This window comes from Micromonospora sp. NBC_00617 (assembly GCF_045161355.1).
Taxonomy (GTDB): domain Bacteria; phylum Actinomycetota; class Actinomycetes; order Mycobacteriales; family Micromonosporaceae; genus Micromonospora.
Map to the genome: position 1 here is coordinate 1743789 of NZ_CP107751.1, position 16276 is coordinate 1760064.

The 16276-nt window shown below is 75.1% G+C and carries 16 protein-coding genes; 8 read left to right on the plus strand and 8 right to left on the minus strand.

Annotated elements, in window-relative coordinates; all coding sequences use genetic code 11:
* Positions 1-7: 7 nt before the first annotated feature.
* Both OG505_RS07830 and OG505_RS07835 read right to left on the minus strand, forming a co-directional pair.
* Complete coding sequence (locus OG505_RS07830) at positions 8-1021, minus strand: sensor histidine kinase (RefSeq protein WP_405432105.1); 1014 nt, start codon at positions 1019-1021, stop codon at positions 8-10.
* Positions 1014-1706 (minus strand): response regulator transcription factor, encoded by a 693-nt coding sequence (locus OG505_RS07835; protein WP_405432107.1) that lies wholly within the window; start codon positions 1704-1706, stop codon positions 1014-1016. The genes OG505_RS07830 and OG505_RS07835 overlap by 8 nt, the downstream gene beginning before the upstream one ends.
* A gap of 201 nt (positions 1707-1907) precedes the next feature.
* Between OG505_RS07835 and OG505_RS07840 the strand changes: the two genes are divergently transcribed.
* Complete coding sequence (locus OG505_RS07840) at positions 1908-4715, plus strand: Hsp70 family protein (protein WP_405432109.1); 2808 nt, start codon at positions 1908-1910, stop codon at positions 4713-4715.
* Positions 4716-4733: 18 nt separating this feature from the next.
* Here the strand turns inward: OG505_RS07840 and OG505_RS07845 are convergent, their stop codons facing one another.
* Positions 4734-5162, minus strand: a complete 429-nt coding sequence (locus tag OG505_RS07845) for a Rieske (2Fe-2S) protein (RefSeq protein WP_405432110.1) — start codon at positions 5160-5162, stop codon at positions 4734-4736.
* A 188-nt stretch (positions 5163-5350) separates the two neighbouring features.
* Between OG505_RS07845 and OG505_RS07850 the strand changes: the two genes are divergently transcribed.
* The 5 genes from OG505_RS07850 to OG505_RS07870 all read left to right on the plus strand — a co-directional run bounded on the left by OG505_RS07850 (position 5351) and on the right by OG505_RS07870 (position 8545).
* The gene (locus tag OG505_RS07850; RefSeq protein ID WP_405432112.1) at positions 5351-5923 is read left to right on the plus strand and encodes a nucleosidase; all 573 of its coding nucleotides are present in this window, start codon (positions 5351-5353) and stop codon (positions 5921-5923) included.
* A gap of 81 nt (positions 5924-6004) precedes the next feature.
* A complete protein-coding gene (locus OG505_RS07855) occupies positions 6005-6658 on the plus strand; it encodes a S1 family peptidase (protein ID WP_405432114.1) in 654 nt (217 codons plus the stop codon).
* 94 nt (positions 6659-6752) lie between these two features.
* Entirely contained in the window at positions 6753-7769 is a 1017-nt protein-coding gene (locus tag OG505_RS07860) for a sugar kinase (protein WP_405432115.1), read from the plus strand.
* Positions 7770-7772: 3 nt separating this feature from the next.
* On the plus strand, positions 7773-7940 hold the full coding sequence (locus OG505_RS07865) for a hypothetical protein (RefSeq protein ID WP_405432117.1): 168 nt from the start codon (positions 7773-7775) through the stop codon (positions 7938-7940).
* Positions 7937-8545 (plus strand): bifunctional 4-hydroxy-2-oxoglutarate aldolase/2-dehydro-3-deoxy-phosphogluconate aldolase, encoded by a 609-nt coding sequence (locus OG505_RS07870; RefSeq protein ID WP_405432119.1) that lies wholly within the window; start codon positions 7937-7939, stop codon positions 8543-8545. Before OG505_RS07865 ends, OG505_RS07870 begins: the two co-directional genes overlap by 4 nt.
* Positions 8546-8662: 117 nt before the next feature.
* On the opposite strand, the gene OG505_RS07875 is transcribed toward OG505_RS07870, so the two are convergent.
* From OG505_RS07875 to OG505_RS07895, 5 genes are read right to left on the minus strand one after another with little or no spacing between them, the layout of a single operon-like run.
* On the minus strand, positions 8663-9235 hold the full coding sequence (locus tag OG505_RS07875) for a GNAT family N-acetyltransferase (RefSeq protein ID WP_405432120.1): 573 nt from the start codon (positions 9233-9235) through the stop codon (positions 8663-8665).
* Complete coding sequence (locus OG505_RS07880) at positions 9225-11276, minus strand: penicillin acylase family protein (protein ID WP_405432121.1); 2052 nt, start codon at positions 11274-11276, stop codon at positions 9225-9227. The genes OG505_RS07875 and OG505_RS07880 overlap by 11 nt, the downstream gene beginning before the upstream one ends.
* A complete protein-coding gene (locus OG505_RS07885; protein WP_405432122.1) occupies positions 11273-12076 on the minus strand; it encodes an ABC transporter ATP-binding protein in 804 nt (267 codons plus the stop codon). Before OG505_RS07885 ends, OG505_RS07880 begins: the two co-directional genes overlap by 4 nt.
* A gap of 23 nt (positions 12077-12099) precedes the next feature.
* Positions 12100-13128 (minus strand): FecCD family ABC transporter permease, encoded by a 1029-nt coding sequence (locus OG505_RS07890; protein ID WP_405432124.1) that lies wholly within the window; start codon positions 13126-13128, stop codon positions 12100-12102.
* Between the two features lie 43 nt (positions 13129-13171).
* Positions 13172-14206: a FecCD family ABC transporter permease gene (locus tag OG505_RS07895; protein WP_405434420.1), complete on the minus strand. Its 1035-nt coding sequence runs from the start codon at positions 14204-14206 to the stop codon at positions 13172-13174.
* Between the two features lie 145 nt (positions 14207-14351).
* Here OG505_RS07895 and OG505_RS07900 point away from each other — a divergent pair, with 145 nt between their 5' ends.
* Both OG505_RS07900 and OG505_RS07905 read left to right on the plus strand, forming a co-directional pair.
* Positions 14352-15386, plus strand: coding sequence for an ABC transporter substrate-binding protein (locus OG505_RS07900; protein WP_405432125.1), 1035 nt, complete (start codon positions 14352-14354; stop codon positions 15384-15386).
* A 4-nt stretch (positions 15387-15390) separates the two neighbouring features.
* Positions 15391-16248 (plus strand): siderophore-interacting protein, encoded by an 858-nt coding sequence (locus tag OG505_RS07905; protein ID WP_405432127.1) that lies wholly within the window; start codon positions 15391-15393, stop codon positions 16246-16248.
* The last annotated feature ends 28 nt before the right edge of the window (positions 16249-16276 follow it).

A 16276-nucleotide genomic window follows, 5' to 3' on the forward strand; every position in this document is an offset into this window, starting at 1 on the left:
GTGGGCGTCAGGCCGTCGGGAGGCGGACCACGAATCGGCAGCCGCCGACGACGTTCTGCACGTCCACCCGGCCGCCGTGCGCCTCGACCAGCCCGCGCACGATCGCCAGCCCGAGCCCGCCGGAGCCCTCCCCGCCGGAGCGGGGCGTACGGGCCGGCTCACCCCGGAACGCCACGTCGAACAGCCGGGGCAGGTCGTCCTCCGGAATGCCGCCGCAGGTGTCGGCGATCGCCAGCCAGGCGGCGTCGCTCTCGCACCCGGCGTCCACCCGCACCGTGCCGTCGCTCGGCGTGTAGTGCACCGCGTTGAGCAGCAGGTTGCCCACGACCCGGGCCAGCTCGGGCTCGCTGGCCAGCACGGTGGGCCAACCCGACTCGGCGGCCACCAGGCGGATGCGGCGGGCCTTGGCCAGCGGCGCGGTGCCGGCCAACGCGTCGGAGACCACCTCACCGAGCGGCACCGCCGACAGTGTCAGGCGCAGCGCCCCGGCGTTGATCCGGGACAGCTCGAACAGGTCGTCGACGAGTCGGGTCATCCGGTCGGTCTGCAGGCGGATCCGCCGGTGGTACTCGGCGACCGTCGCCGGGTCGTCGACCACCCGGTCCTCCAGCGCCTCAGCCATCGCCCGCAGGCCGGCCAGCGGCGTCCGCAGGTCGTGTGACACCCAGGCCACCAGGTCCCGTCGGCCCTTCTCGACCCGGCGTTCCCGCTCCCGGGCCTGGGCCGCCCAGACCGCGGCCACGGCCAGTCGACGCCCGAAGTACCAGCCCACGCCGAGGCTCACGGCCGCCGCCGCGGCGACCGTGAGCAGGACGACCTGGAGGTCGTGCGGAGACAGGAACATCGCCTGGGCGACCACCACCACCCCGGCCACCACGGCGGCCACGGTGACGGTGAGCAGGACGCACACGTGCACGGTGATCGACCGGCGGCGCAGCAGCCGCAGGGTGAGCGCGCCCAGCAGGCCCACGCCGAGCGCGGCCGTGAGCGCCGCCCCGAAGATCAGCGCCAGGTCACGCATCGGCCGGCTCGTACCGGTAGCCGACGCCCCAGACCGTGACGATCCGTCGCGGTTCGGCCGGGTCGTCCTCGATTTTCTCCCGCAGCCGCCGCACGTGCACGGTCACCGTGGACTGATCGCCGAAGTTCCACCCCCACACCCGTTCCAGCAGCTCGGTGCGTTTGAACGCCCGCGTCGGGTGCCGCATCAGGTGTGCCAACAGGTCGAACTCGCGCAATGTCAGGGCCAGCTCGCGGCCGTGCAGCCGGGCGATCCGTGGCCCGGTGGCCACCTCCAGCCCCGCGTCGGCCAGCAACTCGGCCGCCGGCGCGGCCGGCTCACCGGCCCGGCGCAGCACCGAACCGACCCGCAGCACCAGCTCACGCGGAGAGAACGGCTTGCCCAGGTAGTCGTCGGCGCCCAGTTGCAGGCCGAGCACCCGGTCCGCCTCGTCGCCGCGTGCGGTCAGCATGATGATGGGTATGCCGTCCGGTCGCTCCCGCAGCCGCCGACACACCTGCAACCCGTCCAGCCCGGGGAGCATCAGGTCCAGCACGACCAGGTGCGGCGGCCGGTCCTGGACGGCTTTTAGGGCGGCCAGCCCGTCCCCGACGTGGCTCACCTCGTACCCGGCGTGTTTCAGGTAGCGGCACACCACGTCGCTGACGGTGCGATCGTCGTCGACCACGAGCACCCGCTGCGCCACCGGCCACCTCCCGGGCCAGCCTAGCCAGCGGAGTCGACGGCCCCGACCCGGGAGATCTTGCGGTTCGCTTACGTCCAGGCCGTACCACCATGGCCGGCGGATCGGCGGAACGCGGTCACTGCACCGGCCGATCGGTCCGGCGGCGCGGGCTGCGTACGATGCGGGGCTGAGTTTCCCTCGTCCCGGCGGAGGTATCGGCAAATGGCAGGCCAGCACGAGGGTTACGCCCTCGGTGTCGACCTCGGTACGTCCAACACGGTCGCCGTGCTGCGGTGGCCGGACGGTCGGACCCGTCCGCTGCTGATGGACGGTCAGCCGGTCAGCCCGTCCGCCGTGTACGCCGACCCGGACGGCGCCCTGCACGTCGGGATGGACGCCCGGCGGTTGGCGCAGGCCGACCCGGCCCGGTTCGAGGCGAACCCGAAGCGCCGGGTGGACGAGCCGACCGTGCAGCTCGGTGACCGCGCGTACCCTCCGGCGGAGCTGCTCGCCGCGGTGCTGACGGCGGTCGGCCGGGCGGCGGTGGACGCCGTCGGCTTCCTGCCTCCGGCCGTGCTCACCTGCCCAGCGGCCTGGGACGACACGCGCCGGCAGGTGCTCGCCGACGCGTTGCTGCGGGCGGGTTGGCCGCAGGCGGCCGAGCACACCCTCGCCGGGCCGACGCCGCCGGGCACCCGGCTGCTGCGCGAGCCGGTGGCCGCCGCCCGTTACTACACGCAGGTGCTGCACCGGCCGGTGCCGGTCGGCGGCGCGATCGCGGTGTTCGACTTCGGCGGCGGAACGCTCGACGTCGCGGTGCTACGCAACGAGGGCGCGGACCCGTGGGGTGACTCCGGCTTCCGCGTGGTCGCCGACGGCGGCCTGCCCGACCTGGGTGGTCTCGATCTGGACGCGGCGCTGGTGCAGCGGGTGGGCGAGCTGCTCGGCGAGCGGCACGCCCGGCGGTGGGCCCGGCTGGTCCGGCCGTCGGATCCGGCGCAGCGCCGCGACCAGGTCCGGCTGTGGGACGAGGTGCGGGGTGCGAAGGAGACGCTGTCGCGCTCGGCCGTGGCCCCGGTCGCGGTGCCGGGAGTGGCCGAGGCGGTGCGGTTGACGCGGGAAGACGTCGAGCGGGTGGCCGCGCCGCTGCTGCGCCGGGCGGTGCAGCGGGCCCGGGAGGTCATCGCCGCGGCCGGCCTCCGCCCTGACCAGCTCGCCGGGCTGTTCCTGGTGGGCGGCTCGTCACGGATTCCGCTGGTCGCCCGGATGCTGCACGCCGAGCTGGGAGTGGCGCCGACGGTGCTGGACCAGCCGGAGCTGCCGGTGGCCGAGGGCGCGCTGACGGACCTTCCGCTGCGCCGAGCGCTGCCGGCGTACGCGGGACCGCAGGCCGCTCCGCCCGCGCTGCCCGTACCGCCTCCGGCGGGCCCGCCGGAGCCGGCTGTCGCGGGGCCGGCCGCCCCGTCCGCGCCGGCTCTCGCGGGCCCGGCCGCTTCGGCTGCGGCGTCGACCGCGCCGACCGTGCCGTCGCAACCCGGGCCGGCGGCGGACCGGCCGGGCGGCCCGGGGTGGCCGCCAGCGCTCGCGCCGACCCTGCCGGAGCCGCCGGGCGTCGCGGGCACGCTGGTCGGCGCGGCGGGTGCCCCGCCGACGCCCACCCCGCCCGGCGGTACGACCTGGCGGCGGGCCCGGTGGGTGGTGCTCGGCGCGGTGCTCGCCCTGGCCGGGGTGGCCACCGCGGCGACGCTCTACCTGCTGCGGGACCGCTACCCGGACCTGGAGTTCGGAACGCTGCGCGAGCTGTCGAGGCTGCCGGCCGGCGCCGAGCGGCCCAGCGGCATGTGGACCGCGGTGCTCGGCGACCGGGCCTACCTCGGGTACCCGCTGCCGGACGACCGGCTCGAGGTGGTCGCCGTCGACACCGGCACCGGCGACGAGCTGTGGCGCCGACAGACCGGCGTCACCGCCGACGACTGGGCCGGCCTGGTCGCCGTACCGGGGGCGGTCGCGGTCCTCGCCGACGCGCCGGGCGACAGCACACCACGTGAACTGGCCGTCCTGGATGCCCGCTCCGGCACCCAGCGCTGGCACCGGGCGGTCCGCGGCGACGACGACGTCTACTTCTCCGACGACACCGCCGTGCTGGTGGACCGGGCCGCCGGGCGGCTGGTCGGCCTGAAGCTGAGCGACGGCACCGACAAGTGGAGCAAGCCCAACCCGCGTGACCAGTACGGCGGCGCGCGTACCGTCGTCCGGCCGGTGGGCACCGACGAGGCGGCGGGTGGGCCGGCGTACCTCGACGGCGGCGCCCGCGACCCGTGGACGGGCAAGGGGCGACGACTCGTGCAGATCGGGGCGGACCGCTCGGCGCGGCTGCTCGACATGTCCTCCGGCTCGGTGCTGCGCGAGTGGGGCAACGTCGCCGACCTCGACGACCTGGTGGTGGCGCACGAGGACCGCCTCTACGTGGCCCCCACCGACGGTGGGTACCAGGTGCTGGCGTACGACCTGGGTTCCGACGCGGCGCCGGTGGTTCTCTACCGGGCCGAGAACGCGGCGTACCGGCCGAAGGCGCTGGTGGCCTGCGGCGAGCGGCGGGCGTGCCTGGTGCAGGTGCGCAACAGCGAGGCCGAGCGCACCGAGGTGGTGGCGGCGACCGAGGGGAAGTCGGCGATCTCCTGGTCGGCGCCGGGCGCGACCGGTCTGGTTCCGGTCGGCGAGCAGGTGCTCACCAAACGGGAGTACCCGAAGGCGACGGTCACCCTCTTCGACGCCGCCGGCAAGGCGGTGCTGGCCGACCGCCCCGGCGTGGCGGCCCGACTGGACGCCGGCAACCTGCTCGTCTTCGCCCAGCCGACCAGCACGGTGGCGGACGACCGTAGCGTGGCCGGCGTGTGGGCCGAGTCGGGCACCGTCGACGAGTTGGGCCAGCTCGTCGACGTGCGCAGCGCGTCCTGCTCGTGGAACACGCGGGTGATCGCGTGCGGCGCGGACAAGGACTTCGTGCTGTACCGGTTCACCGACGACTGACCACCGGCGAGGCAGCGGTCAGGCGCGGACGATGTCGGCGCCGTCGACCCGTACGGGGATCTCGGTGAGTCCCCGGCGGGCGGGCCCGCCCAGGCGGGAGCCGTCGACCGCGAACGTGGAGTTGTGCGCCGGGCAGGTGATCACTCCGTCGCGCGGTGCGCCGACCCGTACGCCCTGGTGCGGGCAGGTCGCGTCGTACGCGGTGAAGGTGCCGGCCTCGGCCTGGACGATCAGGACCCCGTCGACCACCGTGCCGCCGCCGACCGGCACGTCGCCGGTGCGGGCCAGCACGGTGCCGGGGGCGGCAGCCGCCTCGTCGGCGGAGCTGTCGCCGGCACCGCAGGCGCTCAGCAGCCCCGCCGCGCCGAGTGCGCCGGCTCCGGTCAGCAGCGTCCGCCTGCTCAGGCACCACCGCTTGTCGCGGAGGAACTCCTGTCCGTCGTACACCCTCGTCACCTCTTTCGTCGGTGGCCCGGACCCCCGGCGGCGTCGCCGGTGATCGGCGGCGATGTGGGCGGGTGAATCCGATGGTCGCGGGACCAGCCTGCCGCGCCCGCCTGGACGTGCGGTGAGACGAACCTGGATGGTGACTGGGTGCACAGCGGGCCGTCGACGACGGCCCTTAGGATGCTCCGGTGATTCTTCGGGGTACGGTCCGCGCTGATCGTCCGTTGGTGGTGCTCGCCGTGGGGGAGGAGGCCCGCTACCTGCCGCCCGACCTGCCGGTGCTGCTCACCGGCATGGGCAAGGTCAACGCCGCCAGCGGGGTCGCGGCGGTGCTGGCCGCGGGGCCGCGCCCCAGCCTGCTGCTCAATCTGGGCACGGCCGGGGCGCTGCGCCCCGGATGGGCGGGCATCCACGAGGTCGCCACCGTGCTCCAACACGACCTGGACACCGACCTGCTGCGCACGCTCACCGGCGAGACCTACGGGGCGCCGCTGGCCCTTGCCGCCGAGGGGGCGGTGCTGGCCACCGGCGATACGTTCGTGGCCGACGACGACGCGCGGGACCGGTTGGCCCAGCGTGCCGACCTGGTCGACATGGAGGGGTACGCGGTGGCGTGGGCCGCCGCCCAGGCCGGTGTGCCCTGTCGGTTGATCAAGCAGGTCAGCGACGAGGCGGGCGACGGCGCGGCCCGGACGTGGCGGGAGTCGGTGGACGCCTGCGCCCGGGACCTCGCCGACTGGGCCGGTCGGCACCTCGCCTGACCGTCGAGGGTCATCCGGCGGGCCCTCGTGGTTGGAGCCCTCGCGTGGTTTCCTGGCACGCCGTGCTGGGAGACCAGGACGATGCCACGCACCACGTGGGGAAGAGGGCAGCCGGAGGTTGCCACGGCGTCGGACGCCGGGCGATGCCGCCGTCTCCGACCGGGCCGCCGCGCCCGCCGCCGACCCGGCCGCCCTGCTGACCGGCGTACGCACCGCGGGCACCGCCTGGGGCCTCGACCCCGCAATCGGCCGGATGACCCTCACCGTCGATCGGCCGCCGCCACCTGGTACGCCGACAGCGCGCAGACCACCGTCCTCGGCGTCCGCACCGCCACCAGCTATCCCGGCAACGACTACGGGCTGATCCGCTACACCAGCGGGATCGCCCACCCGAGTGCCGTCTACACATATCCCGGGCTGCTCACCATCAACGGCCCCGGCAACGCGTACGTCGGTCAGGCGGTGTGCCGCAGCGGCGTCACGACCGGGGTTCGCTGCGGCACCGTCACCGGTCTCAACCAGACCGTCAACTACGCCACCGGCGTGATCTACGGCCTGATCCGCACCAACATCTGCGCCGAGCCGGGAGACAGCGGCGGCCCGCTGTACGTGGCGTCCACCGGCACCATCATCGGCATCCTCTCCGGAGGCAGCGGCAACTGCACCTCCGGCGGCACGACCTACTACCAGCCGATCGCCGCGGTGCTGGCCGCGTACGGCCTGACCCTGCCCTGACCTGCGTTGCGCTCAGCGCAACGGGTTGCTCGCTTGGCACAACGCGCCTAGGCTCGGCGGCGCCCCGGACCCCTCCCCGAGGACGTGTGCCGCCATGTCGAGCAAGCCCCGACCCGACCCCGCTGCCGCCGCGGCCGGCTTCCCGCCGGCCGAGGTGGTCACGGTGGGGGAGACCATGGTCGTGCTGTGCCCACCGCCGGGCGAGCCGCTGGAGCACGCCGAGCGGGTCGCCGTCTCGGTCGGCGGCGCGGAGTCCAACGTGGCCGGTTACCTGGCCCGCCTCGACCACCGGGCGACCTGGGTGAGCCGGGTCGGCGACGACCCCTTCGGCCGGGCCGTCGTCCGGCACGTCGCCGACGCCGGCGCCCGCGTCGACCTGGTGGGTGTGGACCCGGCCGCCCCGACCGGCCTCTACCTCAAGGATCCGGGCCCGACGACCACCGCCGTGCACTACTACCGGGCGGGCTCGGCCGCGTCCCGGATGGGTCCCGGCGCGTTGGCCGACCCACGGCTGGCCGGCGCGCGGGTGCTGCACCTGTCCGGGATCACCCCGGCGCTCTCCGCCTCCTGCCGGGCGCTGGTCGAGCACGCGGTGACCGACCGGCCGCTGCCGGGCGCGCTGGTCAGCTTCGACGTCAACCACCGGGCGCGGCTCTGGTCCGCCGAGCAGGCCGCGCCGGTGCTGCGTGACCTCGCCGACCGCAGCGACCTGGTCTTCGTCGGCCAGGACGAGGCGTACGCCCTCTGGGGCGCCGCCGACGCGGCTGCGGTACGCCGGCTGCTGCCCGGCCCGCAGGCAGTGGTCGTCAAGGACGGCGCGGTGTGCGCGACCGCTCTGTGCCGCGACGCCGCACCGGTCGTCGTCCCGGCGCCCCGCGTGTCGGTGGTGGAGTCGGTCGGCGCCGGAGACGCGTTCGCCGCCGGCTACCTGGCCGGGCTGCTGCGCGACCTCGACCCGGCGCGGCGCCTGCGCCTCGGTCACCTCGTCGCCGCGCAGGCGCTGGGCAGCGCCGGAGACAACGCGCCGCTGCCACCGTGGGCCTGGTTTCAGCGGCTGCTCGACGGCCCCTGGTCACCACCCGACCTGACCGGCGTACGAGCGGAGGGCTGAGGGGTGTCCGAGGGCGTCGACCGGGCGATGCGCGTGCTGGAACTGCTGGCGCGCGAGCCCGCGCAGCTCGGTGGTGTGGCCGCCGACCTTGCCGACCTGCGCCGCCTGCTACCCCGACTGCTGGCCACCACCCAGCAGATCTCCCGTGACCTCGGATGGAGTGGACCATGACCACAGCGGACTTCGAGCACATCTTCGGCGGCGCCCGGGTGATGGCGATCCTGCGCGGCCTGCCGGTCGCCGAGACCGTCCGGCTCGCCGAGCGCGCCTGGGACCTCGGCATCGTCGTGGTGGAGGTGCCGGTGGCGACCCCCGACGCGGTGCCCGCCCTGCGCGCCGCCGTCGAGGCGGGCGCGGCGCGTGGCCGGATCGTCGGCGCCGGCACCGTGCTCGACGCTGAGCAGGTCGCGGCGGCGGCCGACGCGGGCGCAGCCTTCACCGTCGCGCCCGGTCTGGACCTCGCGATCGCCGACGCCGCCGCCGCGCGCGGCCTGCCGCACCTGCCCGGCGTGGCCACCCCCACCGAGGCGCAGCAGGCGCTGCGACACGGCCTGACCTGGCTCAAGGCGTTCCCCGCGATCTCCCTCGGGCCGGCCTGGTTCCGGGCCATGGCCGGCCCCCTGCCGCAGCTGCGCTTCGTCGCCACCGGCGGCCTCGACGCCAACAACGCCGCCGCGTTCCTCGACGCGGGCGTACGGGTGGCAGCCGTCGGCTCAGCCCTCTCCGACCCAACCCAGCTGGACCAACTAGCCAAGCTGACAAACCACCAACCCTGACCCCCACCCCTCTCCCCCCGCCGATCTTGCACTTTCTGTCCCGACGAAAGTCGTGATTCGGGGCAGATCGACGACAGTAAGTGCAAGATCGGCGCGGGAGGACCGGGCGTCGCGGGCTCAGCCAGCGTTGGCGACGCCGGTGTCCTCCGGACGGTCGAGGAAGTGCAGCCGCGCCTGCTTCTCCGGCAGCTCGATCAACGGGCCGGCCCGGAACCCGCTGCGCAGGAGCCGCCGCAGCATCCGGTCGTTGCGGACGTCCGGCTCCATCACGATCCGCAGTCGGGTCGGGTCGGCGAAGACGAACTCCAGGATCGCGCCGAACAACGCGCCGGTGAAACCCCGCTCGGCGCTCACCGGGGGCCCGATGAGCAGGTGGACGCCGATGTCGCCGGGGCGTACCTCGTAGCACTCGCCGACCGGATCGGCCCCCGGCTCGTACGTCTGCACCAGCGCCGCCGGCCCGCCGTCGCGGTGCGCCAGGTACGCGTGGTGCGTGGTCAGCGCATCCAGGTACGCGTAGATCCCGTGCACCCGTTCGCGGCTGGCCTCGCGCATCCCCCAGAACCGGGCCCGCTCGGTCGTGACCCAGCCGTGCAGCAGGTCGGCGTCCTCGTCCGGGCGCACCGGGCGGATGGTGACCACCCCGAAGCCGGTGACGTCGCGCCGGTAGTGCTGACCGTCAATGCTCATCGGGCTCCTCGGTGAGGCGGTCCCAGTCCGTGGTGACCGGCAGCAGCTCGCCGGCCAGCCAGGCGGGCTGCTGGTCGTCGTGGTGCGGGTCGCCGGGTACGCCGCTGGCGCCCAGTGGGACCACCCACCGGCTGTCCTGGCGGCGGGCCAGGTCCCAGACGAACCGCGCGGCCGGCCCCCGGAAGCACGCGTGGGTGACCCCGGGCACGCTGGAGGTGGCCAGCACACAGTCGTGGTCGCCGTCGAGGCGGGGACCGGGTGCCGCGTCCGGGTCGGGAAGCGCCCGCCAGGCCGCCAGCCGGTGCAGGTCACCCCAGCGCACCGGGTCGGCCGCCGCACCGGCGACCTCCTCGGCCGCCGCGCGTACCTCCGCCGCCGCGTCCACACCGGGCAACGACCTGCCGGCGAGCAGGTGCTCCAGCGCGTAGCCGACCCGCGGCGTCAGCGCCAACCAGGGCGCGAACACCTCGGGGTACGCGGGCGGCTCGGCCAGCGCGGCCAGGGCCGGGTGGGTGGCGATCCGGCGGACGACGGCGGCCCGCAGGATGGCGAAGTCCGCCGCGTCGACGCTGTCGGCGCTCATCCGGCGGTCCCAGCGCAGCAGCCGGTCGCGCAGCGCGGCGGCGGGGCCGAGCCCGGTCAACCGGTCGAGCACCGCGAGCAGCGGCCCGGCCGAGCCGAGGTGCGTGTCGGTGTGCACGGCGGCCATCTGCGCGGCCGTCCAGTCCCGGCCGGCGTCGAGCAGTTCGGTGATCCGGCGCGCGCGGTGCGGTGGGGCGAACTCGACGCCGAGTGGCGCCGCCAGCCCCCGCTCGTTGGCCATCACCGCCCGGCCGGTCACCTCGGCGCGGGGCATCGGCCCGTGCCAGCCGCGCCAGGCGTACGCGGCCTCCCAGGCCGGGACCACCCGGCGGCCGTTGTCCGGATGCCGCAGCGGCACCACCCCGGCGACCCGGTGCAGCAGCCCGCCGGCGGTGTCCGCCGCCTGCACCACGTTGACCGGCTCCACCCAGTGCCGCAAAGCATTGTCCACATCGGACACGTCACGGGCGCGCAGCAGCTCCGGTAGCGCCGCGAAGCCCAGCTCGCCGCGCACCCGGGGCGGGTAGCGCAGGCTCACCGCCGTCTCGTCGTCCGGCCCGCCGGCGATCACCGGCCCCCGCTCGGTCTCCACCACCTCCACCCGAACCGGGTCCGCGCCGGCCACCTCGATCGTCTCGACGTGGCGGTGCGCCTCGCGCCAGCCGTCCGGGCCGAGCGCCCGTACCCCCGTGCCATGCCGGCGCAGCCGCTCGGCGTAGACGTCCTGGTAGTCGGCCATTGCGTTGGTGATTGCCCACGCCACCGTGCCGGTGTGACCGAAGTGCGCGATGCCCGGGACGCCGGGCACGGCCAGGCCGACCACGTCGTACTCCGGGCAGGCCAGCCGGATCTGCTGGTAGACGCCCGGGTCCTCCAGAATCCGGTGCGGGTCGCCGGCGAGCAGCGCGGCACCGGTGGCGGTGCGGGAACCGGCGAGCAGCCACCCGTTGCTGCCGGCGACGGCCGGCCCGTCGGTGGCGAACACCTCGACCGCCGCCGGGCCGAGGCACTGTGCGACGTGTTCACGCCAGAGCTTGCCGGGGAACCCCGCGAACAGGATGTGGTGCCCCAGCCACACCGCGAGCGGCGTCCACGGCTCCCACCGGCCCGGAGCCAGGCCGGTGGCGGCGAACTCCGGCGAGCGGGCCGCCCCGGCGGCGAGGCCGGCGTTCACCCCGTCGACGTACGCGCCCACCCACTCGGCGGTCGCCTCGTCCAGGTTGGCGTGGCAACGACGGGCGGTGTCGTCGAGCCGGACCTGGCGGGCGAAGCGGTCCCAGGCGAGCGCGTCGACGCCGAGGAAGGCCGCGCTGGTGCCCGCCGCCCGGTGCCGTTCCACCTCGATCTGCCACGCCCGGTCGTACGCGGTCACCCGACCCTGCGCCGCCGCGAGGGCCAGCGGGTCGTCGGCGCGTACGTGCGGCACGCCCCACGGGTCGCGCAAGAGCCGCGCGTTCATGCCGGCTCGGTCGCGCGCCGACGGGCGGCGGGAACGACCAGCGGGGTGCCCGTCTCCGGGTCGTCGATGACCCGGCAGGGCAGCCCGAACACGTCGGCCACCAGTTCGGCGGTGACCACCTCGCGGGGGTCGCCAGCGGCCACCACCCGCCCGTCGCGCATCGCGATGAGATGGGTGGCGTACCGGGCGGCGTGGTTGAGGTCGTGCAGCACCGCGACCAGCGTACGGCCCTGCTCCTCGTGCAGCCGGGCGCACAGGTCCAGGATCTCGATCTGGTGGGCGATGTCGAGGTACGTGGTCGGCTCGTCGAGCAGCAGCAGCGGCGTCTGCTGGGCCAGCGCCATGGCGATCCAGACGCGCTGGCGCTGGCCGCCGGACAGCTCGTCCACCGGCCGGTCGGCGAGGTCGGCGACCCCGGTGGCGGCCATCGACTCGTCGACGATCCGCTCGTCCTCGCGCGACCACTGCCGCAGGAGGCCCTGGTGGGGGTAGCGGCCCCGGGCGACCAGTTCGGCGACGCCGATCCCGTCCGGCGCGATCGACGACTGCGGCAGCAGGCCGAGGGTGCGGGCGACCTTGCGGGCGGGCAGGTCGTGGATGTCCCGACCGTCCAGCAGCACCGCGCCGGCGCTCGGGCGCAGCATCCGCGACAGCGCGCGCAGCAGGGTCGACTTGCCACACGCGTTCGGCCCGATGATCACCGTGAACGATCGGTCGGGCACCGCCACGGTCAGATCCTCGGAGATGGTGCGCCGGTCGTAGGCGAGGGTCAGCGCGGTGCCGCCGAGGCGGGACGTCATGAAGGCTCCTTCGAAAGGGGTGTTCACAGCCGGCCGGCCCGGCGTTCGACGGCCAACAGCCAGACCAGGTAGCCGCCGCCGAGCACTCCGGTCACCACACCGACCGGAAGCTGGTGCCCGGTGAACGCGCGCTGGGCCAGCAGGTCGGCGCCGACCAGCAGGGCCGCGCCGAGGGCCATCGACGGCAGTAGGTTCGGGCCGGGCGCCCGGGTCAGCCGCTTGGCCACGTGCGGTGCGACGAGCGCCACGAACGACACCGGGCCGGCGGCGGCCGCCGCGAACGAGACCAGCACCACGGCCGCGGCGAGCAGCACCAGGCGCAGCCGGCGGACCGGCACGCCGAGCGCGTTGGCCGTGTCGTCGCCCAGCTCCATCATCCGCAGCGCCGGGGCGCAGACGACGAGCAGCAGCGGCGCCAGCACAGCGGTCACCGCGAGCAGCGGCCCGGCGTTGGCCCAGCCCCGCCCGTCCAGGCTGCCGGTGAGCCAGAGCACCGCGCGGGCGGCGTCCATCAGCGGGGCCCGGGTCAGCAGGTAGCCGTTGACGCCGGTGAGGATCGCGGCGACGCCGATGCCGACCAGGACGAGCCGGTAGCCGTGCACGCCGCGCCGCCAGGCGAGCGCGTAGACGAGCAGGCCGGTGGCGAGCCCGCCGACGACCGCGGCGCCGGCCAGGGCCAGGCTGCCGCCGCCCAGGACGACCACCACCAGCGCGCCGGTCGACGCGCCCTGGGTGAAGCCGAGGATGTCCGGGCTGCCCAGCGGGTTACGGACCAGCGACTGGAACACCGTGCCGCCCAGTGCCAGCGCGGCGCCGACCAGCAGCGCGGTGACCAGTCGGGGCAGTCGCAGCTCGGTCACGATGAACTGCTCCGCCGCGCTGCCGCCGCCGGTCAGGGTGCGCAGCACGTCGGTCGGGCCCATCGGGTAGTCGCCGCTGCCCATCGCGACCAGACCGAGGCCGGCGGCGAGCACCGCCGCGCCGACGCCGACGGCCAGGGCGCGGGGGCGGAACCGCACCGACAACCCACCGGGGGTACGGATGACCGTCACGTCACCGCTCCGCTGCGCGGCGCGCGACCGCTGGTACGCGCGCTCACGGGTGGGCCACCCGTGAGCGGCTGACCAGCCAGAGGAAGAGCGGGCCGCCCAGCACGGCGGTGACCATGCCGACCTGGAGTTCACCGGGCCGGCCGAGCACCCGGCCCAGCACGTCGGCGCCGAGCAGCAGCACCGGCGCGAGCACCGCGCAGTACGGCAGCAGCCAGCGCAGGTCGGGCCCGGTCAGCGCGCGGACCAGGTGGGGCACCAGCAGGCCGACGAAGACGATCGGGCCGCACGCCGCGGTCGCCGCGCCGCAGAGCAGGGTGACCGCGACGATCACGGCGGCCCGGATCAGGGCCGGTCGGGCGCCCAGGGCCCGGGCCGCGTCGTCGCCGAGCGCGAGGGCGTTCAGCGGCCGGGCGGCGCCGAGCGCGACCAGCAGGCCGACCAGGATGAACGGCGCGACCCGGGTCACGGTCGCGGAGTCCGCGCTGGCCAGCGAGCCGACCGTCCAGAACCGCAGCCGGTCCAGCGAGGCGGTGTCCAGCAGCATGACCGCGCTCACGAACGAGTACAGGGTGGCGTTGAGGGCCGCGCCGGCCAGCGCGAGGCGGGCCGGGGTGGCGCCGCGTCCGCCGCCCACGGCGTAGACCAGCGCGGTGACCAGCGCGGCGCCGAGCAGCGCGAACCAGACGTACCCGCCGATGGCGGTGACGCCCAGGAAGGCGGCGGCGGTGGCCACGGCGGCGGACGCGCCCGCGTTGATGCCGAGCAGCCCGGGGTCGGCCAGGGGGTTGCGGGTGAGGGCCTGCATCACGGCGCCGGCCACTCCGAGCGCCGTGCCGGCGAGCAGCCCGAGCAGGGTGCGGGGCAGGCGCATCCGGTGCACCACCGCGTACTCGGCGGCGTCGCGGTGCAGCAACCCGGACCAGACGTCGGTGAGCGGCAACGACTTCGCGCCGACCGCGATGCTGAGCACCAGGATCACGCCGAGCAGCGCCGCCGCGCAGAGCAGGCCGACGGCGCGGGCCGCCCGGTGTCGCTGCGGGGGAGGTGCCGTCGCCCTGTTCGGCACGGAGGGTGCCAGTGCGGTGACGGTGGGTGTGGCGTCCAGTGTGGGCTCCGGGGGTGTGGCGACACGGCGAACCGCTGTTGACAACGACCGAGGTTAGGCTAACCTAACTCCGCTGTCCCGGTCGACCCCGACCTTCCCTTGATCGAAAGACGACACCATGCCCGATGCACTGTCCGCCCGTCGCCTCTCTCGTCGTGGCCTGCTGGCCGCCGGCGGTGCCGCCACGCTGGCCGCGCTGCTGGCCGGCTGCGGCAAGGACGACGCCGCCAAGCCCGCTGGCAGCGGCAATGCTGGTGGCCCCTGGTCGTTCACCGACGACCGCACCAAGAAGATCGAGGCGCCGGCCCGCCCGGCGCGCGTGGTGGCCTTCACCGGAGTGGCGGCAGCACTGGTCGATTTCGGTCTCGACAAGCAGCTCGTCGGGGTGTTCGGGGAGACCAAGCGGGCCGATGGCACGGCCGATCCGCAGGCCGGCGACCTGAACGTCGAGGGCGTCGAGATCCTCGGCAACTCCTGGGGCGAGTTCAGCCTGGAGAAGTACGCCGCCCTGCGCCCCGAGCTGCTCGTCACCCACATGTACGACCCGGACGCCCTCTGGTACGTGCCGGACGAGAGCAAGGACAAGATCCTGCCGCTCGCGCCCAGCGTGGCGATCACCACCGCCCGGGTGCCGATGACCAAGCCCATCGAGCGGTACGCCGAGCTGGCGCAGTCGCTCGGCGCCGACCTCTCGGCCAAGAAGGTCACCGACGCGAAGACCCGCTTCGCCGCCGCCGCCGACGCCGTCCGCCAGGCCGTCAAGGCCAACCCGGGCATCAAGGTGATGGCCTGCTCCGGCAGCCCCGACCTGTTCTACGTCTCCAACCCCAAGGTCAGCACCGACCTCATGTACTTCGCCGAGTTGGGCGTCGACATCGTGGTGCCCACCAAGCTCGAGGCCGGCGACTACTTCGAGGCGCTCAGCTGGGAGAACGCCGGCAAGTTCCCCGCCGACCTGATCCTGCTGGACAACCGCAGCACCGCCCTGCAACCCAAGGACCTCACCGCCAAGCCGACCTGGCAGCAGCTGCCCGCCGTACGGGCCAACCAGGTGGCCCCGTGGGACGCGGTGCCCCGCTTCTCGTACGCCGGTGCCGCGCCGCTGCTGGAGAACCTCGCCACCGCCATCCGGAACGCGAAGAAGGTCGGCTGACACCATGAGCGCCAGCACCGTCGAACCCGTCGCCCTGCAGTACCGCTTCTTCGCCGCGCACGTCGTGCGGGCCCGGCGGGTCGGCGCCTCGCTGATCCGGGTCACCCTCGGCGGCGCGGAGCTGACCGACTTCGCCGGCGGCGGGCGGGACCAGAGCGTCTCGCTGTTCCTGCCGCACCCGGGTCAGGACGCCCCGGTCGTCCCGGTCGAGCGGGGCGGGGACTGGTTCGGCGCCTGGCGGGCCCTTGCGCCGGACGTCCGTGCGGTCATGCGCTCGTACACCATCCGGGAGCACCGCCCGGCGGCCGGCGAGGTGGACATCGACTTCGTCGGCCACGGCGGCACCGGTCCCGCCTCGCGGTGGGCCAGCCTGGCGGGGTTCGGTGACCGGGTGCTGCTGCTCGGCCCTGCGGTGTACGACAACCGCAGCGTCTGCTTCCGCCCGCCGGACGACACCGATCTCGTGGTGCTGGCGGCCGACGAGACCGCGTTGCCGGCCACCGCCGGAATCCTGGCCTGGCTGCCCGCCGGCACCCGGGTGCGTGCCTGGATCGAGGTCCCGGACGCGGCGGACATCACCGAGCTGCCCACCGACGCCGACGCGGAGATCCGCTGGATCGTACGCGGCAGCACGACGCCCGGCAGTGACCTGCTGCTCAGCGCGCTCCGCGCCGCCCGGCTGCCCGCCGGCACCCCGTACGCCTGGATCGCCGGCGAGTCCGGCGTGGTGCGGGCGCTGCGCCGGCACCTGGTCGGCGAGCGCGGCTTCGACCGTCGACGGGTGACCTTCGCCGGCTACTGGCGGCGCGGGCTCTCCGAGGAGGACCTGCGCGCCGAGGCGCTGGCCGGCGCCACCGCCTGAGTAGCGCCCCACCACACACGCAGCATGT

What these genes read in the sequence shown, in the direction of transcription:
- OG505_RS07855 (WP_405432114.1), top strand. Translation starts at nt 6,005, where the DNA reads ATGCCACGCACCACGTGGGGAAGAGGGCAGCCGGAGGTTGCCACGGCG.
- OG505_RS07875 (WP_405432120.1), bottom strand. Translation starts at nt 9,235, where the DNA reads ATGAGCATTGACGGTCAGCACTACCGGCGCGACGTCACCGGCTTCGGG.
- OG505_RS07900 (WP_405432125.1), top strand. Translation starts at nt 14,352, where the DNA reads ATGCCCGATGCACTGTCCGCCCGTCGCCTCTCTCGTCGTGGCCTGCTG.
- OG505_RS07860 (WP_405432115.1), top strand. Translation starts at nt 6,753, where the DNA reads ATGTCGAGCAAGCCCCGACCCGACCCCGCTGCCGCCGCGGCCGGCTTC.
- OG505_RS07885 (WP_405432122.1), bottom strand. Translation starts at nt 12,076, where the DNA reads ATGACGTCCCGCCTCGGCGGCACCGCGCTGACCCTCGCCTACGACCGG.
- OG505_RS07870 (WP_405432119.1), top strand. Translation starts at nt 7,937, where the DNA reads ATGACCACAGCGGACTTCGAGCACATCTTCGGCGGCGCCCGGGTGATG.
- OG505_RS07905 (WP_405432127.1), top strand. Translation starts at nt 15,391, where the DNA reads ATGAGCGCCAGCACCGTCGAACCCGTCGCCCTGCAGTACCGCTTCTTC.
- OG505_RS07880 (WP_405432121.1), bottom strand. Translation starts at nt 11,276, where the DNA reads ATGAACGCGCGGCTCTTGCGCGACCCGTGGGGCGTGCCGCACGTACGC.
- OG505_RS07830 (WP_405432105.1), bottom strand. Translation starts at nt 1,021, where the DNA reads ATGCGTGACCTGGCGCTGATCTTCGGGGCGGCGCTCACGGCCGCGCTC.
- OG505_RS07840 (WP_405432109.1), top strand. Translation starts at nt 1,908, where the DNA reads ATGGCAGGCCAGCACGAGGGTTACGCCCTCGGTGTCGACCTCGGTACG.